General features: G+C 40.6%; 17 protein-coding genes, 22 tRNA genes and 3 rRNA genes. 33 read left to right on the forward strand and 9 right to left on the reverse strand.

Features of this window, described 5'->3' with window-relative positions; genetic code table 11:
* Positions 1-119 precede the first annotated feature (119 nt).
* The gene (locus NQZ71_RS06245) at positions 120-902 is read right to left on the reverse strand and encodes an SDR family oxidoreductase (RefSeq protein WP_275009279.1); all 783 of its coding nucleotides are present in this window, start codon (positions 900-902) and stop codon (positions 120-122) included.
* 144 nt (positions 903-1046) lie between these two features.
* Here NQZ71_RS06245 and NQZ71_RS06250 point away from each other — a divergent pair, with 144 nt between their 5' ends.
* Positions 1047-2045: a zinc-dependent alcohol dehydrogenase family protein gene (locus tag NQZ71_RS06250; protein WP_317011729.1), complete on the forward strand. Its 999-nt coding sequence runs from the start codon at positions 1047-1049 to the stop codon at positions 2043-2045.
* A gap of 265 nt (positions 2046-2310) precedes the next feature.
* Complete coding sequence (locus tag NQZ71_RS06255; protein ID WP_186303943.1) at positions 2311-4029, forward strand: ATP-binding protein; 1719 nt, start codon at positions 2311-2313, stop codon at positions 4027-4029.
* 38 nt (positions 4030-4067) lie between these two features.
* On the opposite strand, the gene NQZ71_RS06260 is transcribed toward NQZ71_RS06255, so the two are convergent.
* Positions 4068-4394 carry a hypothetical protein gene (locus tag NQZ71_RS06260; protein ID WP_260055967.1) on the reverse strand — a complete coding sequence of 109 codons (327 nt, stop codon included), beginning with the start codon at positions 4392-4394 and terminating at the stop codon, positions 4068-4070.
* A gap of 167 nt (positions 4395-4561) precedes the next feature.
* On the opposite strand from NQZ71_RS06260, the gene tlp reads away from it, so the two are divergent.
* Entirely contained in the window at positions 4562-4795 is a 234-nt protein-coding gene (gene tlp, locus NQZ71_RS06265) for a small acid-soluble spore protein Tlp (RefSeq protein ID WP_144453448.1), read from the forward strand.
* Positions 4796-4909: 114 nt separating this feature from the next.
* Positions 4910-5344, forward strand: coding sequence for a VOC family protein (locus NQZ71_RS06270; RefSeq protein ID WP_317011528.1), 435 nt, complete (start codon positions 4910-4912; stop codon positions 5342-5344).
* 58 nt (positions 5345-5402) lie between these two features.
* Here the strand turns inward: NQZ71_RS06270 and NQZ71_RS06275 are convergent, their stop codons facing one another.
* From NQZ71_RS06275 to NQZ71_RS06300, 6 genes are all read right to left on the reverse strand, one after another.
* Positions 5403-5603 carry a ChaB family protein gene (locus NQZ71_RS06275; protein WP_144453444.1) on the reverse strand — a complete coding sequence of 67 codons (201 nt, stop codon included), beginning with the start codon at positions 5601-5603 and terminating at the stop codon, positions 5403-5405.
* Positions 5604-5617: 14 nt separating this feature from the next.
* Positions 5618-6403, reverse strand: a complete 786-nt coding sequence (locus NQZ71_RS06280) for an SDR family NAD(P)-dependent oxidoreductase (RefSeq protein WP_144453442.1) — start codon at positions 6401-6403, stop codon at positions 5618-5620.
* A gap of 118 nt (positions 6404-6521) precedes the next feature.
* Positions 6522-7661 (reverse strand): carboxynorspermidine decarboxylase, encoded by a 1140-nt coding sequence (gene nspC, locus NQZ71_RS06285; RefSeq protein ID WP_144453440.1) that lies wholly within the window; start codon positions 7659-7661, stop codon positions 6522-6524.
* A gap of 10 nt (positions 7662-7671) precedes the next feature.
* Complete coding sequence (locus NQZ71_RS06290) at positions 7672-8871, reverse strand: saccharopine dehydrogenase family protein (protein WP_127737948.1); 1200 nt, start codon at positions 8869-8871, stop codon at positions 7672-7674.
* Positions 8872-9124: 253 nt separating this feature from the next.
* Positions 9125-9200 (reverse strand) — tRNA-Ala (locus tag NQZ71_RS06295).
* Between the two features lie 122 nt (positions 9201-9322).
* Positions 9323-10015 carry an MgtC/SapB family protein gene (locus NQZ71_RS06300; protein WP_186303942.1) on the reverse strand — a complete coding sequence of 231 codons (693 nt, stop codon included), beginning with the start codon at positions 10013-10015 and terminating at the stop codon, positions 9323-9325.
* A 634-nt stretch (positions 10016-10649) separates the two neighbouring features.
* Here NQZ71_RS06300 and NQZ71_RS06305 point away from each other — a divergent pair.
* The 24 genes from NQZ71_RS06305 (at position 10650) to NQZ71_RS06420 (ending at position 17688) form a co-directional block, all read left to right on the forward strand.
* A 16S ribosomal RNA gene (locus NQZ71_RS06305) occupies positions 10650-12199 on the forward strand.
* Between the two features lie 329 nt (positions 12200-12528).
* Positions 12529-15462, forward strand: a 23S ribosomal RNA gene (locus NQZ71_RS06310).
* Between the two features lie 173 nt (positions 15463-15635).
* Positions 15636-15752: ribosomal RNA gene (rrf, locus tag NQZ71_RS06315) — 5S ribosomal RNA — on the forward strand.
* The 16S, 23S and 5S rRNA genes sit together here with 21 tRNA genes alongside, the layout of an rRNA operon.
* 7 nt (positions 15753-15759) lie before the next feature.
* Positions 15760-15835: transfer RNA gene (locus NQZ71_RS06320), tRNA-Val, on the forward strand.
* A 5-nt stretch (positions 15836-15840) separates the two neighbouring features.
* Positions 15841-15916, forward strand: a tRNA-Thr gene (locus NQZ71_RS06325).
* 19 nt (positions 15917-15935) lie between these two features.
* A tRNA-Lys gene (locus NQZ71_RS06330) sits at positions 15936-16011 on the forward strand.
* A gap of 4 nt (positions 16012-16015) precedes the next feature.
* A tRNA-Leu gene (locus NQZ71_RS06335) sits at positions 16016-16100 on the forward strand.
* Between the two features lie 17 nt (positions 16101-16117).
* Positions 16118-16192: transfer RNA gene (locus NQZ71_RS06340), tRNA-Gly, on the forward strand.
* Positions 16193-16206: 14 nt separating this feature from the next.
* Positions 16207-16295: transfer RNA gene (locus tag NQZ71_RS06345), tRNA-Leu, on the forward strand.
* A 19-nt stretch (positions 16296-16314) separates the two neighbouring features.
* Positions 16315-16391: transfer RNA gene (locus NQZ71_RS06350), tRNA-Arg, on the forward strand.
* A gap of 8 nt (positions 16392-16399) precedes the next feature.
* Positions 16400-16476: transfer RNA gene (locus NQZ71_RS06355), tRNA-Pro, on the forward strand.
* 15 nt (positions 16477-16491) lie between these two features.
* Positions 16492-16567, forward strand: a tRNA-Ala gene (locus NQZ71_RS06360).
* Positions 16568-16595: 28 nt separating this feature from the next.
* Positions 16596-16672, forward strand: a tRNA-Met gene (locus tag NQZ71_RS06365).
* 20 nt (positions 16673-16692) lie between these two features.
* Positions 16693-16769 (forward strand) — tRNA-Ile (locus NQZ71_RS06370).
* Positions 16770-16778: 9 nt separating this feature from the next.
* A tRNA-Ser gene (locus tag NQZ71_RS06375) sits at positions 16779-16871 on the forward strand.
* Between the two features lie 21 nt (positions 16872-16892).
* Positions 16893-16966 (forward strand) — tRNA-Met (locus tag NQZ71_RS06380).
* A 4-nt stretch (positions 16967-16970) separates the two neighbouring features.
* Positions 16971-17047, forward strand: a tRNA-Asp gene (locus NQZ71_RS06385).
* Positions 17048-17068: 21 nt separating this feature from the next.
* Positions 17069-17144: transfer RNA gene (locus tag NQZ71_RS06390), tRNA-Phe, on the forward strand.
* A 34-nt stretch (positions 17145-17178) separates the two neighbouring features.
* A tRNA-His gene (locus NQZ71_RS06395) sits at positions 17179-17254 on the forward strand.
* A gap of 20 nt (positions 17255-17274) precedes the next feature.
* Positions 17275-17348 (forward strand) — tRNA-Gly (locus NQZ71_RS06400).
* A gap of 6 nt (positions 17349-17354) precedes the next feature.
* A tRNA-Ile gene (locus NQZ71_RS06405) sits at positions 17355-17431 on the forward strand.
* Between the two features lie 8 nt (positions 17432-17439).
* Positions 17440-17514, forward strand: a tRNA-Asn gene (locus NQZ71_RS06410).
* 8 nt (positions 17515-17522) lie between these two features.
* Positions 17523-17613: transfer RNA gene (locus NQZ71_RS06415), tRNA-Ser, on the forward strand.
* Positions 17614-17616: 3 nt separating this feature from the next.
* Positions 17617-17688: transfer RNA gene (locus tag NQZ71_RS06420), tRNA-Glu, on the forward strand.
* A gap of 143 nt (positions 17689-17831) precedes the next feature.
* On the opposite strand, the gene NQZ71_RS06425 is transcribed toward NQZ71_RS06420, so the two are convergent.
* Positions 17832-18044: a hypothetical protein gene (locus NQZ71_RS06425; protein WP_127736756.1), complete on the reverse strand. Its 213-nt coding sequence runs from the start codon at positions 18042-18044 to the stop codon at positions 17832-17834.
* Positions 18045-18354: 310 nt separating this feature from the next.
* On the opposite strand from NQZ71_RS06425, the gene glgB reads away from it, so the two are divergent.
* The 5 genes from glgB to NQZ71_RS06450 are packed head-to-tail and all read left to right on the forward strand — an operon-like array spanning position 18355 to position 26287.
* Positions 18355-20295 carry a 1,4-alpha-glucan branching protein GlgB gene (glgB, locus tag NQZ71_RS06430; RefSeq protein WP_144458486.1) on the forward strand — a complete coding sequence of 647 codons (1941 nt, stop codon included), beginning with the start codon at positions 18355-18357 and terminating at the stop codon, positions 20293-20295.
* Entirely contained in the window at positions 20243-21388 is a 1146-nt protein-coding gene (locus NQZ71_RS06435; protein WP_144458485.1) for a glucose-1-phosphate adenylyltransferase, read from the forward strand. Before glgB ends, NQZ71_RS06435 begins: the two co-directional genes overlap by 53 nt.
* Positions 21389-21415: 27 nt before the next feature.
* Positions 21416-22444, forward strand: a complete 1029-nt coding sequence (locus tag NQZ71_RS06440; RefSeq protein ID WP_144458484.1) for a GlgC family sugar phosphate nucleotidyltransferase — start codon at positions 21416-21418, stop codon at positions 22442-22444.
* Positions 22441-23892, forward strand: coding sequence for a glycogen synthase GlgA (gene glgA, locus NQZ71_RS06445; protein WP_317011529.1), 1452 nt, complete (start codon positions 22441-22443; stop codon positions 23890-23892). Before NQZ71_RS06440 ends, glgA begins: the two co-directional genes overlap by 4 nt.
* On the forward strand, positions 23882-26287 hold the full coding sequence (locus tag NQZ71_RS06450; RefSeq protein ID WP_144458482.1) for a glycogen/starch/alpha-glucan phosphorylase: 2406 nt from the start codon (positions 23882-23884) through the stop codon (positions 26285-26287). The genes glgA and NQZ71_RS06450 overlap by 11 nt, the downstream gene beginning before the upstream one ends.
* The last annotated feature ends 34 nt before the right edge of the window (positions 26288-26321 follow it).

Genomic DNA, 26321 nt, shown 5'->3' on the forward strand with positions numbered 1-26321 from the left:
CTCCTCTCAAGCAGTCAGTAATGACATTGTAGCATAATTGACAGGAATCCCCCCTCTCATATGTTTTACAAATAAAAAGGCTAAGGATGCAGAGTAAATGCAAACTTAGCCAATGATTATTAAAGCAGTGATTCAGCGCCATCGATATAAATTTCTGTTCCAGTAACATGACTGGAGGCATCAGAGCTCAGGAACAGGACAAGATCTGCAACCTGTTTTGGCTCGCCAGATTTTTGTGCAAGCGGCTGACTTCCCTCCGGATATTCTACAGGGATAGCAATTTCTTTCAGTTTTTCCTCTTCACGGAAAGTGTTCTCTTCAATATTTGTATCAATTGCTCCAGGACAGATAATATTTACCCTTATTTTATACTTGGCGAGCTCCAATGCGGCCATTTTACCAAAGGCAACTTGACCGGCTTTGGAAGTGCTGTATGCGGACATACCAAAACTGGAGTATGTTCTGTTTCCGTTAATGCTGCTGGTAATAATGATGCTTCCGCCATTTTTTTTCAAATGAGGAACAGCGTATTTAATTGTGAGGAAGGTACCCTTAAGATTGATTTGCATTGTTTTGTCCCAATCCTCTGGAGCGAGATGTTCAATCGGTGAGACTGTTCCATTGATTCCTGCATTTGCAAACACAATATCAAGATGTCCCCATTTGTTGATAATATAATCAATTGCAGTGCTCATAGAACAAGGATCTGCTATATTTGCTTCTAAAATAAGGGCTTCTCCGCCAAGCTCTTTAATTTCTTTATCAACAGCTTCTAAATTTTTGGGGATTAAGTCGAGCAGTGCTACTTTTGCACCGCTTTTCACTAGAGAAATTGCGGCTGCATGCCCAATTCCAGATGCCGCACCTGTAATTAATGCCACTTTGTTTGACAAATCACTCATAATAATTCCTCCTAAGATTGTTTTTATTAAGCTAGCAAGTACTTCCTTAATAACCTTTTTACTTGAAATTAAAACCAATACATAAAGAGTTCCTCTCTCTTTTAATTTTCTGTAAAATAAAAGGGAGAGGAGAGGTAATTAATGATGAAAGCAATGATTGTAGATTCATATGGTAATTCTTCTGTATTTCGTGAAGTAGAAATGGATAAGCCCACTATTAAACCTGGCTATGTAATTATTAAAGTAATGGCTTCAAGTGTAAATCCAATTGATGCAAAGATTAGAGCAGGAGCAGTTCCAGCTGCTTCCCCGGAGCTGCCTGCTGTCCTTCATGGCGATGTCGCAGGAATTGTAGAAGAAGTAGGCGAAGGTGTCGAAAGCTTTAAGGTTGGAGATGAAGTTTTTGGCTGTGCCGGCGGTTTTAAAGGAACAGGCGGGGCATTAACAGAATTTATGCTTGCTGATGTGCGATTATTAGCGCGAAAACCTAAAAATATTACGATGCAGCAAGCAGCATGTCTGCCACTAGTTAGCATAACTGCTTGGGATGCGCTTTTTGTAAAAGGAAATTTGTCTGCAAATCAAAATATATTAATTCATGGCGGTACAGGCGGTGTCGGTCATATCGCATTACAGCTTGCAAAGTGGAAGGGTGCTAACGTTTATACAACTGTTTCCTCAGAGGAAAAAGCAAATATAGCAAAATCATTAGGTGCAGACACAGTAATTGACTATAAAGCTGAAACAGTTGAAGAGTATGTAGAAAAATATACTGGAGGAAATGGATTTCAGACTGTATTTGACACTGTTGGTGGAAAGAATTTGGATACATCCTTTCAGGCAGCAGCAGCCCATGGCACAGTACTTGCAATTGCCGCAAGATCAACACATGATTTGTCGCCAATGCATGCAAAAGGTCTATCCTTACATATTACCTTTATGCTTTTAAAAATATTGGACGAAACAAAAAGGGTGGAACATGGAGTTATTCTTCAAAAAATTGCAGAGATTGTAGAAGCAGGAAAGCTTAAGGCGTTAGTTGATGAAAAGGATTTTTCATTTGAAGAGGCTGGCAAGTCGCATGAATACTTGGAAACAGGTAAGGCGATTGGCAAAATATCATTGATTAATAAATGGCAATGAGAAAAGGAAACAAATGCGGCTGGGCGAACCAAGCCATATTTGTTTCCTTTTTGTCTGTGAAATTTTCTTGAAAAAAAATCAGACTTTTTACTCAAACGAAACAATTCATAGTAAAATAAGGTGAATACTTGAATAGGGGAAAAATCAGTAACTATGAATTATTACCATACAGCTTTGATTACTAGTATGAAAATCGCAAATTTGCGATTGGAAAGCTGTAATCATTTGACTATACAGCATGCGGATTGGACAGGAGGGTTCTAGAATGGAATTTATATTATTGATGATGGTAGCATTAATTCCACTCATTATTTCCCTGACAGTCCTGTTTTTTTCAAAAACTAGATTAGCTATAGCACTTTCCCTCTTTTTAGGGATGTTATCCTTTTGGCAAATGGATGTTGCTACCCTTTATGCAGATGAAGTGCTTTCCCTTAAGTGGATTGATACGCTTTTTCGTATTTTTAGAGGTGGTTCCATTTTCATCATGCCAATAATGTATTACTTCTCCTATTATTTAGTACGAAAAAATGATGAGTTAAGAAAATACAGATGGCTTTTAAACAAAGGAGTGCTTGTCACATTCCTCTTATATACTTTTTTTGTCTACATTATTAACTTTATTGATTTTGGGATTGAATCGTATAAAGTGAGAGATGACCAGCTATTGTCTCCTTCACACCTGTTGCCAGTATATGGAGTCGGAAATGTGTTTTTTATGGTCAATATTGTTTTAGGTTATCTTAATACATTCCTGCTGCTATTTATTACAACAAAAATAAGGGACATTGCAGATAAAAAATTTTATGTAAAGCTTGTAACTGCAGCTATTCTTATATTTATTAACGGTAACTTAAGTGGTTTTGCTTTTATACCGCTGTATTACTCAAGCTTTAATTCAATTTTTGCTGCAATCATATTATTTATTGGTTTTTTTCAAATGCAGTCATACAAGATAAATGCTATGAATGGAGAAGTGCTGAAGCAAAGTGAGCAGCTAGAGGCAATCATGAATATAAACCCGAATTATCTTCTAGTAATGGATGGAGAGACAATCATTAAAGTAAATGACTCCTTATGTGAGCTATTAAAAAGGGACAGCAGTGATCTTCTTGGCAAACCTCATTCTTGTATAACGAATGAGATCAGTATGGAAACAATAAAGCCACAAAAATTCTTGGATGTAAATGGGGATAAACATTATATATTATGGGGCAGAAAAGAGCTTAACTACAATAATGAAGGTAGGCGTACTATTTACTTCGGAATGGATATAACAGAGCAAAAAAGAAATGAACAGTTGATTATTTCCTCTGAAAAGCTGAAAGTGGTTGGTGAAATGGCTGCGAGTGTTGCCCATGAAATAAGAAACCCATTAACAACTATAAGAGGCTTTATCCAGCTTCTGAAAGAAAAAAGCAATAAAACAGGCTACGAAGATATACTATTAGAAGAAATAGATCGTATTAATCATGTGCTAAAGGAATTGCTCATCCTTGGGAAGCCCGAAGCAATAGCAGCTGCAAGAAATGAGTCTTTAAGGAGTCAACCCTTCGCCGAACTGCAAAATATTAAGCTTCTATTTCAGGCGTTAGCAATTGAACAGAACAAGGAAATCATCCTAGAGGACAGACAGAATAACCCCACCTTTGTTTCGATGGAAAAATCACATTTTAAGCAGGTAATCATAAATGTGTTGAAAAATAGTCTTGAGGCCATACCTAGTGGCAGCGGGAAAGTAAAGATGATTATAGACTGCAATGCAGACACTGTCAGAATTCGGATGATAGATAATGGAGAAGGCATCAACAAAGAGCTTCTCAACCGAATTTGGGAGCCTTATTATACAAGTAAAGAAAAAGGCAATGGGATTGGCTTAACCGTCTGCAACAGACTATTGCAGGATAATGATGGTCAGATGTTCGTTAAAAGCAAGGAAGGGTTAGGTACGTGTGTAACAATAATACTTCCTATTATAGGTTAAAGGAAAAGGAAAGACATTTTATGTTTTTCCTTTTTTTGTTAGCTGGCATTTTTCTTTGCGAATAAAGCATATGCTTCCTTGCTTATAGACAGTGTATCCTGTTGCTTTGTAGCAGTCGATGAAGCTGTTGATGATAATTGCAACGAAGTTAATTGTTCATCTATTTTCGTAATTTGCTGTTTGATTGTTTTTACCTGCTGTTCCTTTGTTTCTGTTGAGAGCTGTTGATTTTGCTCGAGCCTGCTAAGCTGATTCTCCAATTGCTGCTTCTTGCTCTCAAGAGAAGATTCGTTATTATTACTTGTTGAGAATTTTGCAAAAGTATTTAAATACGTGCTGTTTGTTGAGACATTCTGTATAACCATTTTGCTGCTTCCTTTCTGTTGAATATATGATTAAAGTATAAGTGTGCAACCTGAATTTTCCCTTAATAAATGAGAAAGATTCGTTAAATTACATTTTTCACCTGTGTATAAAAAAATAAGAAATAAACAAAATACTATAGTATTTTAAATTACAGGAGGAAAAAGCCATGACAAATAATCGTCCAAATCCAGATAACAGAGAAGATAATGTAGAAAAGCTGCAAGATATGATTGAAAATACATTAGACAATATCGAAAAATCAGAAGAGACAATGGCAAATGCATCAGCTGATGAAAGAGCTAATATAGAAGCTAAAAACAGAAGAAGAGAAGAATCGATTAATGCATTCCGAGAAGAAGCTAAAGATGAAGCTGCTAATCGTGAAAATGGTTACCAATAAGCAGTAACTTTTAGACCTCTAATCTTTTAGAGGTCTAATTTAATGATGGTATAAAGGGAATTTGCTACTAAAGAGAGAATATTAGAGATTATTAAGAGTAGAAGGAGTGGGATCATGATTAAATCGATGTATCCTTATTTCGTATTAAACGGAAATGGAAGAGAAGCAGTAGAATTTTATAAGAACGCACTCCATGCTGAAGTAATAAGTGTTCAGCTTTTTGGTGATATGCCCCATGATTCTGAAAAGCCATTGCCAGAAGAGGCGAAAAATCGTGTGTTAAATGCACAACTGAAAGTCGGAAACATAGACTTGATGCTTTCAGACAATTTTCCGGGAATGTCATATTCGGTAGGAACTAATGTGACTACTGCTATTATTTTGGAGGACCCGGAGGATACAAAAAGAGTATTTGCGGCCTTAGAAGAGGGCGGTAAGGTGAAGATGCCGCTTCAGGAAACATTTTGGAGCCCTTTATATGGCCAAGTGGAGGATAAATACGGATTTGAATGGCAAGTGTCCACAGAAGGGAAGCTTACAAACAGCTAATATCAATAAAAAGACATCAGCCTAAATAGTGTTTAGCTGATGTCTTTTTATTATTGTGTTAATCCTTAGCTGTCCAATTCCCGTCATTATCCTTGTGGTATTTATTTTTTACTGCGCTCCATGCCACTTTAAAAGCAGTTTCTTCTTTATGATATTCACCCAAGGCAGAATTAAATGCTTCTTTAAAAATTTCCTGAGCGTGGTGTGGCAAGTTATCCTGTACCGATTCTGGCAAATCCTTCACATTTTTATAAGGCATATAATGCTCCTCCTTTAACCTTTAATTAATGATTCGGCACTATCTACATATACTTCCGTGCCTGTTAGGTGGGAAGCTTCATCAGAAGCTAAAAACAGGAATAAGTTTGCTACTTCCTTTGGTTTTCCAGCCTCTTGCTTTAAAGGTATTCCGTTTTCCGGGATATCAAATGGGAAGTTTATTTCATTAACGCTCTCTGACTCCTGCAGAGATTCAAAAATATTGGTATCGATAGTACCAGGGCAAATAGAATTGACTCGTATTTTGTGTTGTGCCAGCTCGATTGCAGCCATTTTTGCAAATGCTGCAATTGCTGCTTTAGAGGAACTATAAGCAGAGAATCCTTCTTGGGCAAAACGGCGATTCCCGCTAACAGAGCTGGTAATGGTGATTGTACCACCATTATCTTTCAAATAGGGAATAGCTTGCTTGACGGTTTCAAATGTTCCAATTACATTATTTTGAATAGTAGCAGCCCAATCCTTTGTTGAAAACTGCTCAATAGGAGATACCGTTCCGACAATACCTGCATTAGCAAAAAGAGTAGTTATTGTACCCCATTTTTTAGCTGTTTGTGCCATTGCATCAGCTACTTGTTTTTCATTAGTTATATCTGCTTGACAAAATATCGCTTCTCCACCTAATTCAGTAATTTCTTTTATGACAGCTTTGCCTCTTTCTGCATTTCTATCAATAATAGTAATTTTTGCCCCTTCTTGTGCTAAGCGAATGGCAGAGGCTTTTCCAATTCCGGAAGCACCGCCTGTTATGACAGCTACTTTTTTATCCATTCGGTTCATTTTTCTGTCACTCCTATACGTTACTAGTTTTTTGTTATTATCTTTTTCCACTTACCCTTTTCTTAGAGGAATATGCATGAAAAAACCCCTTCTCTAAATTAGAGAAGGGGTTCATTTCTTATGATAGGCGGTTGCTGTAATCCTCAAACTTAAATTGTCTTACGACTTTAATTCCTTCTTCGTCATTGTATGACACAATAGAAGGGAGATTTACACCATTAAACATATGATTTTTCACCATTGTATAATGAGCCATATCGCAGAACACAATTTTATCACCAGGCTTTAATGGCTCTTTAAAGGAGTAGTCACCGATGACATCTCCTGAAAGGCAAGTCATTCCACCAAGTCTGTATGTGTATTCATATTCACCAGGCATTCCAGCACCGATGATATTAGGTCTGTATGGCATCTCAAGAACATCAGGCATATGGCATGTAGCTGAAGTATCAAGAATAGCCAAATCCATTCCGTTTTTCATAACGTCAAGAACAGTACTCACAAGATAGCCGGTATTTAAAGCAATTGCTTCACCAGGCTCAAGATAAACTTCGACATCATATTTATCTTTTAAGTAAAGTATGCATTCAATTAATGTTTCGATATCATAATCTGGTCTTGTAATATGATGACCACCGCCAAGATTCAGCCACTTGACCTTTTTAATATGTTCGCCAAACTTCTCGTCAACTACTTTAAGTGTTCTCTTTAAAGTGTCGGAGTTTTGCTCACACATTGTATGGAAATGAAGGCCATCAATTTCATCAAGACGATCAGCATCGAAATTATCCAATGTAACACCGAATCTTGAATACGGAGCACATGGGTTATAGAGTTCTGTTTCAATCTCAGAGTACTCTGGATTGATACGAATTCCGACATCAATTTTCTTGTCCGCATTTTTTACTTTATCTTTAAAACGGTCCCATTGTGCAAAGGAATTGAAAACAATATGGTCCGTGTATAACATCAGTTCATCGAACTCGCTGTCCATATATGCTGGTGCATATGAATGAACCTCTTTTCCCATCTTTTCAAAACCTAATCTAGCTTCAAACAAAGAGCTTGAAGTTACTCCTGTAAGGTACTTTGAAACAAGTGGAAATACAGAGTGCATCGAAAATCCTTTTAATGCAAGGAGAATCTTGGCACCAGTTTTTTCTTGAACATAGTTCAATGTCTCCAGGTTTTTCTTAAGAAGACGCTCGTCCACTACATAACTAGGAGATGGTACTTTATCAAATTCAATGTTTTTCATTTCTTTCCTCTCAATCTATAAGAGTTGGAGAGAAGTTCTCCTGCCATGGCAATCCGTGTTTGTTCAATGCATCCATGAATGGATCTGGATCGAATTCTTCCACATTGTATACGCCTGGCTTTTTCCATTGTCCTTTAATGATAAGCATTGCACCGATCATAGCTGGAACACCTGTTGTATAAGAAATTGCTTGTGAGCCAACCTCTCTGTAGCATTCTTGGTGGTCACATACATTGTATACATAGTAAGTTTTTGGCTTACCGTCTTTAATTCCTTGGATGATACAGCCAATGTTAGTTTTTCCTTTAGTTCTAGGTCCAAGAGAAGCAGGATCTGGAAGCAATTCTTTCAAGAACTGCAAAGGAATGATTTCTTTGCCTTCATAGTTAATAGGCTCGATAGATGTCATGCCGACATTTTCAAGAACTTTAAGATGGTTCAAGTAGTTGTCAGAGAATGTCATCCAGAAACGGATTCTTTTCACGCCTTTAATGTTAACAGCTAAAGATTCTAATTCTTCATGATATAGAAGATAAATGTTTTTTGGTCCAACTTCTGCCAAATCATATTCTCTCTTCTCGGAAAGTGGTGCAGTCTCTACCCACTCACCGTTTTCGAAATAACGGCCATTAGCTGTAATTTCACGAATATTGATTTCTGGGTTGAAGTTTGTAGCGAACGGATACCCGTGATCACCGCCGTTAGCATCAACGATATCAATATAGTGAATCTCATCAAAATGATGCTTTTGTGCATAAGCAGTAAATACACCAGTTACACCTGGATCAAATCCGCTGCCTAAAAGTGCAGTTAAGCCAGCTTCTTCAAATTTTTGTTTATAATCCCATTGCCATTTATATTCGAACTTAGCAGTTTCTGGTGGCTCATAGTTAGCTGTATCCAGGTAGTGAACTCCCGTTGCAAGACATGCATCCATGATTGTTAAGTCTTGGTATGGCAATGCCACGTTAATCACTACATCTGGCTTGAAGCTATTGATTAATTCAATTACTTCTTCTGTCTTATCTGCATCGACTTGAGCAATAGAAACCTTCGTTTTGCCACCGTCTAATTTATTTTTAAGCGCTTCACATTTTGAAAGTGTTCTGCTTGCAATACAAATTTCTTCAAATACATCAGGTACTTGGCAGCATTTATGTGCAACAACACTTGCCACACCGCCAGCACCAATAATTAATGCTTTACCCAAAATGAAAAACCTCCTTTAACTATATTGAAAAAATTCAATAAGCATGATTATACAGAATGTACGACAAATAATCCATAAAATCCGACAAAATATAAATATTTTTTACACTTATTATGTTGGAAATTTTTGATATTGATTAGTGTGTGAATAATAGGGAGGGATATACTTGTGGAAACATAAAAAGACGCAAAAAAGACATTTGCACGGAATGCTTTATAAGCAACCAAACAAATGTCTTTGAAATTATGTACATTGGTGGAGACTATCGGGATCGAACCGACGACCTCTTGCATGCCATGCAAGCGCTCTCCCAGCTGAGCTAAGCCCCCATATTTAATGTTAATTTATATTATACATGCAAATAGCAAGAATGCAATATATAAAACAGATAAAGGGCTAAAGAAGCGGGGGGACAAACCATCATCTTTAGCCAAGGTTAGAATAGGGAAGTTTAGTTTAAGCTTTCTATTTCAATTTCCCTAACGCCACTAATGCCTGAGATATCTTTATAAAATTCAGTCAGCTCTCTTTTTTGATCAACGATTAGAATTAAGTTAATAGAATGTTCTCCTGTTTCTAAGTCTTTTATGCGTAAGTTTTTAATCCCAGCCTTTAATCGGCGGATAGAATCAATGATTGTTGTAACATCCTCTTTTTCTGTTGCCTTTAGCTTTACTTTAATTTCTTTTTCACGTAACTGTCTAGGACCGATAAGACTCATAATGAAAGGAACAAACTTTACACTCACCAATAAAAGGGTAACACCTGCTAGTGCTTCTAAATAATACCCAGCACCCACTGCAATGCCAATACCGCCGGCCCCCCAGATAAGAGCTGCGGTTGTTAGGCCTGATATACTGTCATTTCCTCGGCGAAGAATAACGCCAGCACCTAAAAACCCAATTCCAGATACTATTTGAGCAGGGAGACGAAGTGGATCCATTGTTATGTTTACATGATCACTCCCAGGAAACTTGTATGCAGATTCTATTGAAACAATTGTCAACAGGCAGCTGACAATGCTGATAACAAGACTTGTTTTCAAGCCGACAGGTTTTCTTTTTATTTCTCTTTCTAATCCGATTATTAAGCCAAGTCCTGTAGATATTCCTAATTTTATTAAGAAGTCGATGTCGATAAGCATAATACCTCCTGTGAAAGTCTTTCTTAAATAAATATGTAATGGAAAGTTCTTTTATTTATGTTTTTGCTTCGTTATGTATTTTTAGGTAGTAGCCATAATTTGATGTACTATTATTAGATGAATCGGTCCAGTAGGTAGCCTATATATAACCAATAATAAGGATTTAGAAACATTGACTGAAGGAAAGGATTTTCTATATCTTCATATATGAAGGTTGGAATTGCAATCGATATTTGCATTTTATTAATTAGTATTTCTTATTAATATAGATAAAATCTTAAATACTTTCGTTGTTGCAATATTTGACAGGAAATGAAGCTTGAAGAAGAAAAATGATTATTTATAAAAAAAAACAAAAAAATCTATTGCTTAATAAATTTCTACATGATATATTATATCTCGTCCTCAACGAAAGAGTTTGAACGAAACAAAAAAACTTCGAAAAGTTGTTGACACTAACTAATTGATATGGTAAATTGATAAAGTCGCTTCTGAAACAAGCGGTAACAATTAGAAAAATTGCTCTTTGAAAACTGAACAAACAAACGTCAACAATAATCGTTTTTATAACATTCGTTATAGAAACAAAACAAGTAATAAAAGCTAGAGTTTAGCAATGAGCTAATCTTACTCTTTATCGGAGAGTTTGATCCTGGCTCAGGACGAACGCTGGCGGCGTGCCTAATACATGCAAGTCGAGCGGACTTAAAAAGCTTGCTTTTTAAGTTAGCGGCGGACGGGTGAGTAACACGTGGGCAACCTGCCTGTAAGACTGGGATAACTTCGGGAAACCGGAGCTAATACCGGATAATCCTTTTCTACTCATGTAGAAAAGCTGAAAGACGGTTTACGCTGTCACTTACAGATGGGCCCGCGGCGCATTAGCTAGTTGGTGAGGTAACGGCTCACCAAGGCGACGATGCGTAGCCGACCTGAGAGGGTGATCGGCCACACTGGGACTGAGACACGGCCCAGACTCCTACGGGAGGCAGCAGTAGGGAATCTTCCGCAATGGACGAAAGTCTGACGGAGCAACGCCGCGTGAGTGATGAAGGTTTTCGGATCGTAAAACTCTGTTGTTAGGGAAGAACAAGTACGAGAGTAACTGCTCGTACCTTGACGGTACCTAACCAGAAAGCCACGGCTAACTACGTGCCAGCAGCCGCGGTAATACGTAGGTGGCAAGCGTTGTCCGGAATTATTGGGCGTAAAGCGCGCGCAGGCGGTCCTTTAAGTCTGATGTGAAAGCCCACGGCTCAACCGTGGAGGGTCATTGGAAACTGGGGGACTTGAGTGCAGAAGAGAAGAGTGGAATTCCACGTGTAGCGGTGAAATGCGTAGAGATGTGGAGGAACACCAGTGGCGAAGGCGACTCTTTGGTCTGTAACTGACGCTGAGGCGCGAAAGCGTGGGGAGCAAACAGGATTAGATACCCTGGTAGTCCACGCCGTAAACGATGAGTGCTAAGTGTTAGAGGGTTTCCGCCCTTTAGTGCTGCAGCAAACGCATTAAGCACTCCGCCTGGGGAGTACGGCCGCAAGGCTGAAACTCAAAGGAATTGACGGGGGCCCGCACAAGCGGTGGAGCATGTGGTTTAATTCGAAGCAACGCGAAGAACCTTACCAGGTCTTGACATCTCCTGACAATCCTAGAGATAGGACGTTCCCCTTCGGGGGACAGGATGACAGGTGGTGCATGGTTGTCGTCAGCTCGTGTCGTGAGATGTTGGGTTAAGTCCCGCAACGAGCGCAACCCTTGATCTTAGTTGCCAGCATTCAGTTGGGCACTCTAAGGTGACTGCCGGTGACAAACCGGAGGAAGGTGGGGATGACGTCAAATCATCATGCCCCTTATGACCTGGGCTACACACGTGCTACAATGGATGGTACAAAGGGCAGCAAAACCGCGAGGTCGAGCCAATCCCATAAAACCATTCTCAGTTCGGATTGTAGGCTGCAACTCGCCTACATGAAGCTGGAATCGCTAGTAATCGCGGATCAGCATGCCGCGGTGAATACGTTCCCGGGCCTTGTACACACCGCCCGTCACACCACGAGAGTTTGTAACACCCGAAGTCGGTGGGGTAACCCTTCTGGGAGCCAGCCGCCTAAGGTGGGATAGATGATTGGGGTGAAGTCGTAACAAGGTAGCCGTATCGGAAGGTGCGGCTGGATCACCTCCTTTCTAAGGAAAAATGGATTTATTCCATTCATAGATTGTTGACAGTTTGTTGTTCAGTTTTGAGGGAGCAATTCCTCAAAACACAAGGGTATTGATAAGTAATTTAATCAATAGCCGATTTGTTCCTTGAAAACTAGATTATGTATAGTAAGAACCAAGATAAAACCGAGTAATCGCCATCTTAGATTCTCTAATAATTAGAGAAATTGAGGGTAAAGAGAAACGAGCAGGTCGAGGAAGCGACGGAGTGAGCACCGGAGCGTACGAGAGTACGTGAGGAGCACAGCGAAGAAGCTGACAAAGAAATGCGAAGTTTACTTTAGCCGAAAACAAGTTAAGTTAGAAAGGGCGCACGGTGGATGCCTTGGCACTAGGAGCCGATGAAGGACGGGACTAACACCGATATGCTTCGGGGAGCTGTAAGTAAGCTTTGATCCGGAGATTTCCGAATGGGGAAACCCACTATCCGTAATGGGATAGTATCGTTACTTGAATACATAGAGTAACTGAAGGCAGACCCGGGGAACTGAAACATCTAAGTACCCGGAGGAAGAGAAAGCAAACGCGATTCCCTTAGTAGCGGCGAGCGAAACGGGATTAGCCCAAACCAAGAGGCTTGCCTCTTGGGGTTGTAGGACACTCTACATGGAGTTACAAAGGAACGGGGTAGATGAATAGGTCTGGAAAGGCCAGTCACAGAAGGTAAAAACCCTGTAGTCGAAACTTCGTTCCCTCCTGAGTGGATCCTGAGTACGGCGGGACACGAGAAATCCCGTCGGAAGCAGGGAGGACCATCTCCCAAGGCTAAATACTCCCTAGTGACCGATAGTGAACCAGTACCGTGAGGGAAAGGTGAAAAGCACCCCGGAAGGGGAGTGAAATAGATCCTGAAACCGTGTGCCTACAAGTAGTTAGAGCCCATTAATGGGTGATAGCGTGCCTTTTGTAGAATGAACCGGCGAGTTACGATTACATGCAAGGTTAAGTTGAAGAGACGGAGCCGCAGCGAAAGCGAGTCTGAATAGGGCGATAGAGTATGTGGTCGTAGACCCGAAACCAGGTGATCTACCCATGTCCAGGGTGAAGTCCAGGTAACACTGGATGGAGGCCCGAACCCACGCACGTTGAAAAGTGCGGGGATGAGGTGTGGGTAGCGGAGAAATTCCAATCGAACTTGGAGATAGCTGGTTCTCTCCGAAATAGCTTTAGGGCTAGCCTCAAGGTAAGAGTATTGGAGGTAGAGCACTGTTTGGACTAGGGGCCCCCATCGGGTTACCGAATTCAGACAAACTCCGAATGCCAAATACTTATCCTTGGGAGTCAGACTGCGAGTGATAAGATCCGTAGTCAAGAGGGAAACAGCCCAGACCACCAGCTAAGGTCCCAAAGTATACGTTAAGTGGAAAAGGATGTGGAGTTGCTTAGACAACCAGGATGTTGGCTTAGAAGCAGCCACCATTTAAAGAGTGCGTAATAGCTCACTGGTCGAGTGACTCTGCGCCGAAAATGTACCGGGGCTAAACGTATCACCGAAGCTGTGGATTGACATCTATGATGTCAGTGGTAGGAGAGCGTTCTAAGGGCGTTGAAGCTAGACCGTAAGGACTGGTGGAGCGCTTAGAAGTGAGAATGCCGGTATGAGTAGCGAAAGATGAGTGAGAATCTCATCCACCGAATGCCTAAGGTTTCCTGAGGAAGGCTCGTCCACTCAGGGTTAGTCGGGACCTAAGCCGAGGCTGAAGAGCGTAGGCGATGGACAACAGGTTGATATTCCTGTACCACCTTATGAATCGTTTGAGCGATGGGGGGACGCAGGAGGATAGGGTAAGCGTGCTGTTGGATTAGCACGTCCAAGCAGTTAGGCTGGTAATGAGGCAAATCCCATTACCGTGAAGGCGGAGCTGTGACGGCGAGGGAAATATAGTACCGAAGTTCCTGATTCCACACTGCCAAGAAAAGCCTCTAGCGAGATTCAAGGTGCCCGTACCGCAAACCGACACAGGTAGGCGAGGAGAGAATCCTAAGGTGAGCGAGAGAACTCTCGTTAAGGAACTCGGCAAAATGACCCCGTAACTTCGGGAGAAGGGGTGCTCTTTTGGGTGCAAGCCCGAGAGAGCCGCAGTGAATAGGCCCAGGCGACTGTTTAGCAAAAACACAGGTCTCTGCGAAGCCGTAAGGCGAAGTATAGGGGCTGACACCTGCCCGGTGCTGGAAGGTTAAGAGGAGGGGTTAGCGTTCGCGCGAAGCTCTGAATTGAAGCCCCAGTAAACGGCGGCCGTAACTATAACGGTCCTAAGGTAGCGAAATTCCTTGTCGGGTAAGTTCCGACCCGCACGAAAGGTGTAACGATCTGGGCACTGTCTCAACGAGAGACTCGGTGAAATTATAGTACCTGTGAAGATGCAGGTTACCCGCGACAGGACGGAAAGACCCCGTGGAGCTTTACTGTAGCCTGATATTGAATTTTGGTACAGCTTGTACAGGATAGGTAGGAGCCTTGGAAGCCGGAGCGCCAGCTTCGGTGGAGGCATTGGTGGGATACTACCCTGGCTGTATTGACATTCTAACCCGCACCCCTTATCGGGGTGGGAGACAGTGTCAGGTGGGCAGTTTGACTGGGGCGGTCGCCTCCTAAAAAGTAACGGAGGCGCCCAAAGGTTCCCTCAGAATGGTTGGAAATCATTCGTAGAGTGTAAAGGCACAAGGGAGCTTGACTGCGAGACCTACAAGTCGAGCAGGGACGAAAGTCGGGCTTAGTGATCCGGTGGTTCCGCATGGAAGGGCCATCGCTCAACGGATAAAAGCTACCCCGGGGATAACAGGCTTATCTCCCCCAAGAGTCCACATCGACGGGGAGGTTTGGCACCTCGATGTCGGCTCATCGCATCCTGGGGCTGTAGTCGGTCCCAAGGGTTGGGCTGTTCGCCCATTAAAGCGGTACGCGAGCTGGGTTCAGAACGTCGTGAGACAGTTCGGTCCCTATCCGTCGTGGGCGTAGGAAATTTGAGAGGAGCTGTCCTTAGTACGAGAGGACCGGGATGGACGCACCGCTGGTGTACCAGTTGTCTTGCCAAAGGCATAGCTGGGTAGCTATGTGCGGAAGGGATAAGTGCTGAAAGCATCTAAGCATGAAGCCCCCTCGAGATGAGATTTCCCATAGCGTAAGCTAGTAAGATCCCTGAAAGATGATCAGGTTGATAGGTTTGAGGTGGAAGCGTGGTGACACGTGGAGCTGACAAATACTAATAGATCGAGGACTTAACTAAAATGAAAAGTGGAAAAAAGCCCTAGGCTTTTGAAGCTGGACAAAAGATTACTCAAACTTTCTTCTTACAACATAATCTAGTTTTCAGGGAATAAAATTCTTTGAAAAACTTTTGAAAAAAAGTGTTGCAAAACACTAAAAGATGAGATATAATAATTCTTGTCTTGAAAAAAGTCTGGTGGCGATAGCGAGAAGGTCACACCCGTTCCCATACCGAACACGGAAGTTAAGCTTCTCAGCGCCGATGGTAGTTGGAGGTTCTCCTCCTGTGAGAGTAGGACGTCGCCAGGCATATAATGGAGGATTAGCTCAGCTGGGAGAGCATCTGCCTTACAAGCAGAGGGTCGGCGGTTCGATCCCGTCATCCTCCACCATATACGCCGATGTAGCTCAATTGGTAGAGCAACTGACTTGTAATCAGTAGGTTGGGGGTTCAAGTCCTCTCGTCGGCACCATCTTTCTTGAAAAAGAAATGAGTCATTAGCTCAGTTGGTAGAGCATCTGACTTTTAATCAGAGGGTCGCAGGTTCGAATCCTGCATGACTCACCATAATGCGGGTGTGGCGGAATTGGCAGACGCACTAGACTTAGGATCTAGCGCCGTAAGGCGTGGGGGTTCGACTCCCTTCACCCGCACCATTTAATTTAATAATCGAGCGGAAGTAGTTCAGTGGTAGAACATCACCTTGCCAAGGTGGGGGTCGCGGGTTCGAACCCCGTCTTCCGCTCCAAATATGAAAACAATGCCGGGGTGGCGGAACTGGCAGACGCACAGGACTTAAAATCCTGCGGTAGGTGACTACCGTACCGGTTCGATTCCGGTCCTCGGCACCATTGTTTTTTAAAGAAATTAGCGCCCGTAGCTCAATTGGATAGAGCGTCTGACTACGGATCAGAAGGTTATGGGTTCGACTCCTTTCGGGCGCGCCATATATAAACGGGAAGTAGCTCAGCTTGGTAGAGCACTTGGTTTGGGACCAAGGGGTCGCAGGTTCGAATCCTGTCTTCCCGACCATGAAACACTTATATTGGGGCCTTAGCTCAGCTGGGAGAGCGCCTGCCTTGCACGCAGGAGGTCAGCGGTTCGATCCCGCTAGGCTCCACCAATTACTTGTTAATATCTATTTGAATAATGGCGGCGTAGCTCAGCTGGCTAGAGCGTACGGTTCATACCCGTGAGGTCGGGGGTTCGATCCCCTCTGCCGCTACCATATTCTTTTGGAACTTGTTTGGACCTTTAGCTCAGTTGGTTAGAGCAGACGGCTCATAACCGTCCGGTCGTAGGTTCGAGTCCTACAAGGTCCACCATGATATCGAGGAGGAATACCCAAGTCCGGCTGAAGGGATCGGTCTTGAAAACCGACAGGCGGGTCAAACCGCGCAGGGGTTCGAATCCCCTTTCCTCCTCCATTTTAAATAAAGTATTATCGTCGCGGGGTGGAGCAGTCTGGTAGCTCGTCGGGCTCATAACCCGAAGGTCGCAGGTTCAAATCCTGTCCCCGCAATAATGGTCCGGTAGTTCAGCTGGTTAGAATGCCTGCCTGTCACGCAGGAGGTCGCGGGTTCGAGTCCCGTCCGGACCGCCATTATAATTTAAAAAGTATTAAGGCTCAGTAGCTCAGTCGGTAGAGCAAAGGACTGAAAATCCTTGTGTCGGCGGTTCGATTCCGTCCTGAGCCACCATTAATGCCATTGGCGTTAATAAAAAACATCCATGGCGGTTGTGGCGAAGTGGTTAACGCATCGGATTGTGGCTCCGACATTCGTGGGTTCGATTCCCATCAGTCGCCCCATATTTTAATAATTTAATAACGCGGGTGTAGTTTAATGGTAAAACCTCAGCCTTCCAAGCTGATGTCGTGAGTTCGATTCTCATCACCCGCTCCATTATATGGGCCTATAGCTCAGCTGGTTAGAGCGCACGCCTGATAAGCGTGAGGTCGATGGTTCGAGTCCATTTAGGCCCACCATATATTGTTCCGCAGTAGCTCAGTGGTAGAGCACTCGGCTGTTAACCGAGCGGTCGTAGGTTCGAATCCTACCTGCGGAGCCATTTTTTTTGGGGAAGTACTCAAGAGGCTGAAGAGGCGCCCCTGCTAAGGGTGTAGGTCGCGTAAGCGGCGCGAGGGTTCAAATCCCTCCTTCTCCGCCATTCGGCCCATTGGTCAAGCGGTTAAGACACCGCCCTTTCACGGCGGTAACACGGGTTCGAATCCCGTATGGGTCATACAAACATAGAAAGAGCTGTTGGTTAAGTTGCCAACAGCTCTTTCTATTGCTTTCTTTTATTTTTACCTGTGGATAACTTGAAATACTAGACTTTAATCATTTATAGTCTAGTTATATTAGTAAGGTAGGGCAAGTAGCTATTTAGAACTTGCCCTTTTTTATGTCCTCTTCTAATTTATCTCTGTCCGTCATTAATTTTTGACCAGGATTATTTAAGTCGAAATCAGAGAACATACCTGTGTTTGGACCCCTAAAAATATCGGTAGCTAGAATTTTTTTGTCCGGTGCATCAAAGTATGGATTTGGATCTTTCTGGTTTTGTTCCAATAGATATTCTTCTTCACTTTTACTCATTAGGAAATCCCTCCTTCTTTCTTACCTTTATATCCTTTCTAAAAAGAACATAAACTATGTTATAAAAAACATCAGCGTTTTTTGCATGACTAAACATAAAAAGTTATTTAATGTCATAAAATTTTAAAAAAACAGAAAAGGGTTTATAACAACACTAATAGAATATTACATTTAATTGAACTATTTTATTCTTAAGCAAATTATTTTCCCATAGGAGTGATGTAGTTTTAAAACTAGCAAAAAAGGGAAAATGGTTTGTACAAATTATAATTTTTACAGTCGAATTAAATCAATAGTCAAAGAAAGTAGGATGATTGTGGAGACAGTATTCCCAACTGAATTTCAGCAGCATTTATTTCATGAAGGTAATCTATTTGAAAGCTATCACTTGTTTGGATCTCATGTAAAGGAAGAAAACGGGAGATTATGCACTGTTTTCTGTGTGTGGGCACCGAATGCTCAGACAGTCCGACTAGTAGGAGATTTTAACAATTGGAACGGTGAGGGATTTGACCTTCAAAAAATAAATAAAGAAGGAATATGGCTAATAAGTATTTCTGAGGATCTTACTGGTGCTATATACAAATATGAAATTACCGGTCAAGATGGCAGGAAACAGCTCAAAGCTGATCCATATGCCTTTTATTCGGAAGTAAGGCCAAATACAGCTTCGATCGTTTATTCATTGGAGGGTTACGCTTGGAATGATGCAAAATGGATTCAAAAAAAGAAAAGAAAACAATTTTTGAAAGAGCCCGTATCCATTTATGAAGTGCATTTAGGTTCTTGGAAACTAAAAGAAGACGGCTCGCTGTATACTTACAGAGAATTAGCAATGGAGCTTATTCCTTATGTATTGGATCTTGGCTTTACTCACATAGAGATATTGCCGATAGTGGAGCATCCGTTAGATATCTCTTGGGGTTATCAAGGAACTGGCTATTATTCTGCTACAAGCAGGTTTGGAGAGCCAAAGGATTTTATGTATTTTGTGGATCAATGTCATCAAAATGGTCTTGGAGTAATTTTGGACTGGGCCCCAGGTCATTTTTGCAAGGATGCTCATGGTTTATATCAATTTGATGGCTCTAGTCAATTTGATTATCCAAATGCTACGGACAGAGAAAATATTGTATGGGGAACAGCAAACTTCGACCTTGGAAGAATGGAAGTGCACAGCTTTTTAATATCGAATGCAATTTTCTGGATGGATTATTTTCATATTGATGGTTTTAGAGTAGATGCCGTTTCTAAAATCATTTACTGGCCGAATTCTACTGATAATACAGTGAACCCATATGGAATTGATTTTTTACAAAAGCTAAACACAACAGTAAGCCAATATGACCCTACTGTTTTGATGTTTGCAGAGGATTCCAGTGATTTGCCTCAAGTAACAGCACCTGTCCATTATGGAGGGATAGGCTTCCATTATAAATGGAATATGGGCTGGATGAATGACCTGCTTTCCTATATGGAAACAGAATCATCTCAAAGAAGGCATGAACATAATAAAATTACTTTTTCATTGCATTATGCCTTTTCAGAAAATTTTGTGCTCCCACTATCCCATGATGAGGTTGTTCACGGAAAAAAATCTCTTCTAGATAAAATGCCAGGTGATTACTGGCAAAAGTTTGCCCAGTTTAGACTTCTTATTGGATATATGATGACACATCCCGGAAAGAAGCTATTATTTATGGGTGCAGAGCTTGCCCAGTTTTCTGAATGGAAGGATAAAGAGCAGCTTGATTGGATGTTAATGGATTATGATATGCACCAAAAGGCAAATGTCTTTTTCAAAGAAGCATTAAAGCTGTATAAACGCTCTAAACCTCTATATGAATTGGATCATCTCCAGGAAGGCTATGAATGGATTGATGCAAATAACCACGATCAATCGATTTTCTCCTTTATCAGGAAAGGCGAAAAGGAGGAAGATTTCCTAATAGTAATCTGCAACTTTACTTATCATACGTATGAAGAGTATCTAATCGGCGTACCGAAGGCCGGAAGCTATCGAGAAATATTAAACAGCGATGATGAACGGTTTGGCGGAGCCAATTATATAAACAAAAAAATTATAAAGGCCAAAGAGAACTCGTTCCATGGGAGGCCATATTCAATTCCAGTGACGATTCCAGCTTATAGCATCATCATCTTACGGCCAGTCCAACATCGGAAGGGGAGAAAAGAGAATGGGAAAGAAACGGTGCGTCGCAATGCTATTAGCGGGAGGAAAGGGAAGTAGACTTTACTCTTTGACAACAAATCTGGCTAAGCCAGCCATTCCATTTGGGGGAAAATATCGAATCATTGATTTTACTTTGAGCAATTGCTCTAATTCAGGAATTGAAACCGTTGGTGTGCTGACTCAATATCAGCCCCTTGTCCTGAATTCTTATATAGGCATAGGCAGTGCATGGGATTTAGACAGGGTAAATGGAGGCGTCACCGTATTACCTCCATACAGTGAATCTTCAGAAGTGAAATGGTATACAGGAACAGCAAGTGCTATTTACCAAAACCAAAATTATCTTTCTCAGTATGATCCTGAATATGTGCTTATTCTTTCTGGTGATCATATTTATAAAATGAATTATGAATCAATGCTAGACTATCATATTCAAAAACAAGCAGATGCCTCTATTTCTGTTATTGAAGTTCCGTGGCATGAAGCTAGTAGATTCGGTATTATGAACACGAATGATCAAATGGATATTATTGAATTTGAAGAGAAGCCAAAAAAGCCAAAAAACAATCTCGCATCAATGGGCATCTACATATTTAAATGGAAAGTGTTGAAGGAATTGCTGGAAGAAGACGATGAAAACGGCAATTCTACCCATGACTTTGGAAAAGATATCATCCCAATGCTTATTGAAAAGCAAAGAAAGGTTGTTGCTTACCCATTCAAGGGCTATTGGAAGGATGTTGGTACAGTACAAAGTTTATGGGAGGCTAATATGGACTTATTGGATGATTCAAGTGAATTGAACATCTCAGACTATAACTGGAGAATATACACAGTTAACCCTAATCATCCACCCCAATATATTTCGAGTGATGCAGTTGTGAAAGAGTCTTTAATAAACGAAGGCTGCACGATTAGTGGAAATATTGAAAAGTCAATCGTGTTCCAAGGAGTAAACGTGGGTACAGGCTCCATTGTCCGAAGTTCTGTTATAATGCCTGATGCTCGGATTGGCGAAAATGCTTATATTGAAAAGGCCATTGTTCCATCTGAGATTGAGATACCTGATGGAATGGTCATTAAGCCAAGAGACGGTAATGATGATGTTGTACTAGTAACAGAAGAAATGGTTAATGCATTTGTATCCTGACAAACAGAGAATAGGGAGGGGTTTTCAGTGTTAAAAACAATGCTAGGGGTAATTGATGCAACAACATATCATCATGATTTAGAAGAATTGATTTCGCACAGGACGCTTGCTGCCTTGCCGATTGGCGGAAGATATAGGCTTATCGACTTTGTCCTTTCTAACATGGTGAATTCCGGGATAGGAAGTGTAGCAATTTTTCCTAAGTACCAATACAGATCCTTAATGGATCATCTTGGTTCAGGGAAAAATTGGGATTTGGATAGAAAAAGAGATGGATTGTTTTTCTTTCCGGCTTCTATTACGGACGGTGATAGCGAAGGGATAGGTTCCTTCAATCAGTTTGCCGCAAATATGGATTATTTCAATCGCAGCAAACAAGAATATGCTTTAGTAGCAAATTGCTTCACTGTTTTTAACATGGACTTTAACCCCGTCCTTATTCGCCATTTGACATCAGGATGTGATATAACAGAAATCACGAATAACGGTGCTTCATTGGAAGTCTATCTTATCAAAAAGTCATTATTAATAGATTTGATTTTGACAAGAGATATCACTGGTTATACATGCATGAAGGACGTCATGCTTGATCATAATCATGAATACAAAATATGCCATTATGAATACAATGGCTATGCAGAAAAAATAAATTCTATATCTAACTACTTTGAAGTAAGCAGGGACATATTGAATGCAGATACATGGAAACAGCTATTTATTAAGGAGCGGCCAATTTTTACGAAAGTAAAGGATGAACCACCGACTCGTTATACAAGCACTGGAGAAGTAAAAAACTCCATGATTGCAAATGGCTGCATTATTGAAGGAGATGTTGAAAACAGTATCATTTCAAGAGCAGTTAAAATCGGCAAAGGATCTCGCCTCAAAAATTGCATCATAATGCAAAAATGCTCTATAGGTGATAATTGTGTATTAGAAAATGTAATTTTAGATAAAGATGTTACGGTAGGAAATGACACGGTAATGACTGGAAGTAAAAATACACCATTTGTCGTTAGAAAAGGGACAGTGCAGGGAGCGTTGATGAATTCGTGAAAGTAATGTTTGCAGTATCAGAATGTGTACCATTTATTAAATCAGGAGGACTGGCAGATGTAGCTGGTTCTCTTCCGAAAGAGCTTGTGAAGCAAGGAACAGAGGTTACTGTCATCATGCCAAAATACAAAGATATTCCTGAGAAGTATTTAGGCGATTTGGAGAAGGTGATGGACTTCCGTGTACAGGTTGGCTGGAGAAACCAGTATTGCGGCATTGAAAAATTGCATCAGGATGGCATTACTTTTTATTTTATTGACAATGAGTACTACTTTAATAGACAGGGTTTATACGGTTATTTTGATGATGGAGAAAGGTTTTCTTTCTTTAACAGAGCAGTGCTGGAAAGCCTTTCTTACTTATCTTATTACCCAGATATTATTCACTGTCATGATTGGCATACTGCCATGATTCCATTTATGCTGAATGTAGACTATAAGTGGAGAAGGGAATACAGTCAAATCAAGACAGTATTCACTATACATAATCTTCAATTCCAAGGAATTATGCCAAGAGGGGCTCTTGGCGATTTGCTTAATATAAATGACGATCATTTTACGACAGATCAGTTAGAGTTTTATGGGAACGTTAATTTCATGAAAGCAGCATTAGTTGCTTCTGACAAGGTAACGACTGTTAGCCCAACATATATGAATGAAATACAAACAGATTATTACGGGGAGAAGCTTAATCAGCTTCTGGAGTTAAGGCAAAGCGACTTAACTGGAATCATCAATGGGATAGACGAGGAAGTATATAATCCTGCAACAGATGATGTCATTATTCAAAAATACTCGAATACAAATATTAGTGGAAAGGTCGCAAATAAGCTTCATATCCAAAAGATGTTTGGGTTAAAAGAAGATGAATCTATTCCGGTCATTTCCATGATAACAAGGCTGACAAGTCAAAAAGGACTTGAGCTAGTCCGCCATGTCTTCCATGAAATTATGGAGGAGAATGTGCAGTTTCTTGTGCTAGGCACAGGTGATCCTGAATTCGAAAATTTCTTTAGAGAAATGGAGTTCAAATATCCCGATAAGTGCAAAGCGTATATTGGTTTTGATGAAAACTTGGCACATAAATTATATGCAGGAGCAGATCTTTTCCTGATGCCTTCCAAGTTTGAACCATGCGGGCTTGGCCAGTTAATTGCATTGCAATACGGGAATATCCCTATCGTCAGAGAGACTGGGGGATTAAATGACACAGTGTATTCATACAATGAATCTACGAATAGCGGAAATGGTTTTAGTTTCACTAATTTCAATGCTCACGACATGCTCTATACTATCCGAAGAGCGTTACAAATCTATCAAGATAAAGACGTATGGAGCACTATTGTTAAGAATGCAATGACAATGGATAATAGCTGGGCACAGTCAGCATTTAAGTATAACCAATTATATGCTGAGCTTATCTCAAGGAGTGAAACACATGTTTTCTGACAAGGAAAATTTTAAAACTTACTTTTTACAAAAGCTTGAGATGACTTACGGCAAACCGTTTGAAGATTGCACTAACAGCGATCACTTCCAAACATTAGGACATATGATCAGGGAGTATGTAAGCGGGGATTGGATTAATACAAATGAACTTTACCGAAGAAACAAAGGAAAACAAGTGTATTATTTATCAATAGAATTTTTATTGGGAAGATTACTGCACCATAATTTAATTAACTTAGGAATTGATAAGGTAGTAGAGGAAGGGTTTGCAGATTTAGGAATAGACCTTTCTGATATTGAAGAGATTGAATGTGATGCAGGTCTTGGCAATGGAGGACTTGGAAGACTTGCGGCTTGTTTCCTTGATTCATTGGCCACTTTAAATCTCCCAGGTCATGGTTTTGGAATCCGCTATAAGCATGGCTTATTTGAACAGAAAATTGTTGACGGATATCAGCTAGAACTGCCGGAGCAATGGTTAAGGCAAGGGCAAGTGTGGGAAGTACGTAAGGAGGACTTAGCTGTTGATATTTCCTTCTGGGGGCATGTAGATTCCTATGACAAAGATGGAAAGCTACAGTTTCGGCATTTGAATGCTGAAACTGTAACTGCTGTTCCTCATGATATACCTGTAATCGGATATAACAGCAGTACGGTTAACACGCTCAGATTGTGGAATGCGGAGCCTGCCTCTCTCCTTGGAAAGGATGTAGGAGACATCATGAAATACAAAAGGGAAACAGAAGCAATCTCAGAATTCCTGTACCCGGATGATGCACATGATGAAGGAAAAATATTGCGTTTAAAACAGCAGTATTTTTTAGTTTCCTCAAGCCTTCAGTCCATTATAAAGGACTATAAGCAGCAATATAAAGACATCAAGGATTTCCATGAGCATGTTAGCATTCATGTGAATGATACACATCCCGTTTTAGCAATCCCTGAGCTTATGAGAATCTTAATTGATAAAGAAGGATTAAGCTGGAATGATGCTTGGACCATAACAACAGGTGCAATTTCTTATACAAATCATACAACCTTGTCTGAAGCCTTAGAGAAATGGCCGATTTCGATTTTTCAGCCGTTATTGCCAAGGATTTATATGATTATAAATGAGATAAATGAACGCTTTTGCCAACAACTATGGGATATATATCCAGGTGATTTTAACCGAATTGAAAATATGGCGATTATTGCACATGGCATGGTTAAGATGGCTCATCTAGCATTAGTAGGGAGCCATAGTGTAAATGGTGTAGCAGAAATCCATACAGAGATTTTGAAAAAGAGAGAAATGGCAGAGTTTTATCAAATTTTCCCTGAGAAATTTAATAACAAGACAAATGGAATTACACATAGACGCTGGCTGATAAAGTCAAATCCAAAGCTTGCAAGTCTTATTAGCAATACAATCGGGACAGAGTGGATCGAAACACCTTCAAATCTCGAAAAGCTATTAGCTTATAAGCAAGATTCATCGTTCCTTGAACAGCTTTCCACAGTTAAACAGGAAAATAAACAGAAGCTAGCGAATATCATAAAGGACAGTAATGGTATCATTGTTGATCCTCATTCTATCTTCGATATCCAAGTGAAGAGGCTGCATGCATACAAGCGGCAATTGTTGAATGTCCTGCATATCATACACCTATATAACCGCCTTAAAGAAAATCCATCCTTACCTATAACTCCTAGGACATTTGTTTTTGGAGCCAAGGCATCGCCTGGTTACTATTATGCGAAAAAGATTATTAAGCTGATTAATGCTGTAGCGGAAAAAATTAATCAAGATAAAACGATTGAAGATAAATTAAAAGTAGTTTTTTTGGAGAATTATCGTGTTTCTCTTGCAGAGCACATTTTCCCAGCAGCAGATGTAAGTGAACAGATTTCAACTGCAAGTAAAGAGGCCTCTGGAACAGGAAATATGAAGTTTATGATAAATGGTGCCTTAACTGTTGGAACTCTTGATGGAGCTAATATTGAGATGCGAGATTTAGTCGGGGATGATAATATTTTCATATTCGGCATGAATTCAGACCAGGTTCTTGAATTGTATAAAAATGGTGGATACAAGTCAGCTGAATATTATCATCATGATAAACGAATTCATCAAGTTGTCGATCAGTTGAAAAATGGCTTCTTTTCGACAAATATTAATGAATTTGAACCGATTGTTGATTCGTTGCTGACAGAAAATGATCAGTATTTCCTGCTGAAGGATTTCCATTCTTATGCAAGTGTTCAGGAGGCTGTCGATAAAGCTTATCAGGACAAACAAAAATGGCTTGAAAAGTGTGCAGTCAATATTGCAAAAGCTGGTCATTTTTCCAGTGACCGTACGATTAAGGAATATGCAGAGGAAATATGGAATATTAAAGGGTTAGTACATTAAGAAAAACACACAGATGCGATTGTCAGACTTTCGT

It is taken from the genome of Niallia taxi (assembly GCF_032818155.1).
GTDB lineage: Bacteria > Bacillota > Bacilli > Bacillales > Cytobacillaceae > Niallia > Niallia taxi_A.

Excerpts from the sequence above, each read along its gene's own strand:
- nspC (WP_144453440.1), bottom strand. The coding sequence starts at position 7,661 with ATGAAAAACATTGAATTTGATAAAGTACCATCTCCTAGTTATGTAGTG.
- NQZ71_RS06255 (WP_186303943.1), top strand. The coding sequence starts at position 2,311 with ATGGAATTTATATTATTGATGATGGTAGCATTAATTCCACTCATTATT.
- NQZ71_RS06435 (WP_144458485.1), top strand. The coding sequence starts at position 20,243 with ATGGGAAAGAAACGGTGCGTCGCAATGCTATTAGCGGGAGGAAAGGGA.
- NQZ71_RS06425 (WP_127736756.1), bottom strand. The coding sequence starts at position 18,044 with ATGAGTAAAAGTGAAGAAGAATATCTATTGGAACAAAACCAGAAAGAT.
- NQZ71_RS06260 (WP_260055967.1), bottom strand. The coding sequence starts at position 4,394 with ATGGTTATACAGAATGTCTCAACAAACAGCACGTATTTAAATACTTTT.
- NQZ71_RS06280 (WP_144453442.1), bottom strand. The coding sequence starts at position 6,403 with ATGAACCGAATGGATAAAAAAGTAGCTGTCATAACAGGCGGTGCTTCC.
- NQZ71_RS06300 (WP_186303942.1), bottom strand. The coding sequence starts at position 10,015 with ATGCTTATCGACATCGACTTCTTAATAAAATTAGGAATATCTACAGGA.
- glgB (WP_144458486.1), top strand. The coding sequence starts at position 18,355 with ATGATTGTGGAGACAGTATTCCCAACTGAATTTCAGCAGCATTTATTT.
- NQZ71_RS06270 (WP_317011528.1), top strand. The coding sequence starts at position 4,910 with ATGATTAAATCGATGTATCCTTATTTCGTATTAAACGGAAATGGAAGA.
- NQZ71_RS06245 (WP_275009279.1), bottom strand. The coding sequence starts at position 902 with ATGAGTGATTTGTCAAACAAAGTGGCATTAATTACAGGTGCGGCATCT.
- NQZ71_RS06250 (WP_317011729.1), top strand. The coding sequence starts at position 1,047 with ATGAAAGCAATGATTGTAGATTCATATGGTAATTCTTCTGTATTTCGT.
- tlp (WP_144453448.1), top strand. The coding sequence starts at position 4,562 with ATGACAAATAATCGTCCAAATCCAGATAACAGAGAAGATAATGTAGAA.
- NQZ71_RS06450 (WP_144458482.1), top strand. The coding sequence starts at position 23,882 with ATGTTTTCTGACAAGGAAAATTTTAAAACTTACTTTTTACAAAAGCTT.
- NQZ71_RS06275 (WP_144453444.1), bottom strand. The coding sequence starts at position 5,603 with ATGCCTTATAAAAATGTGAAGGATTTGCCAGAATCGGTACAGGATAAC.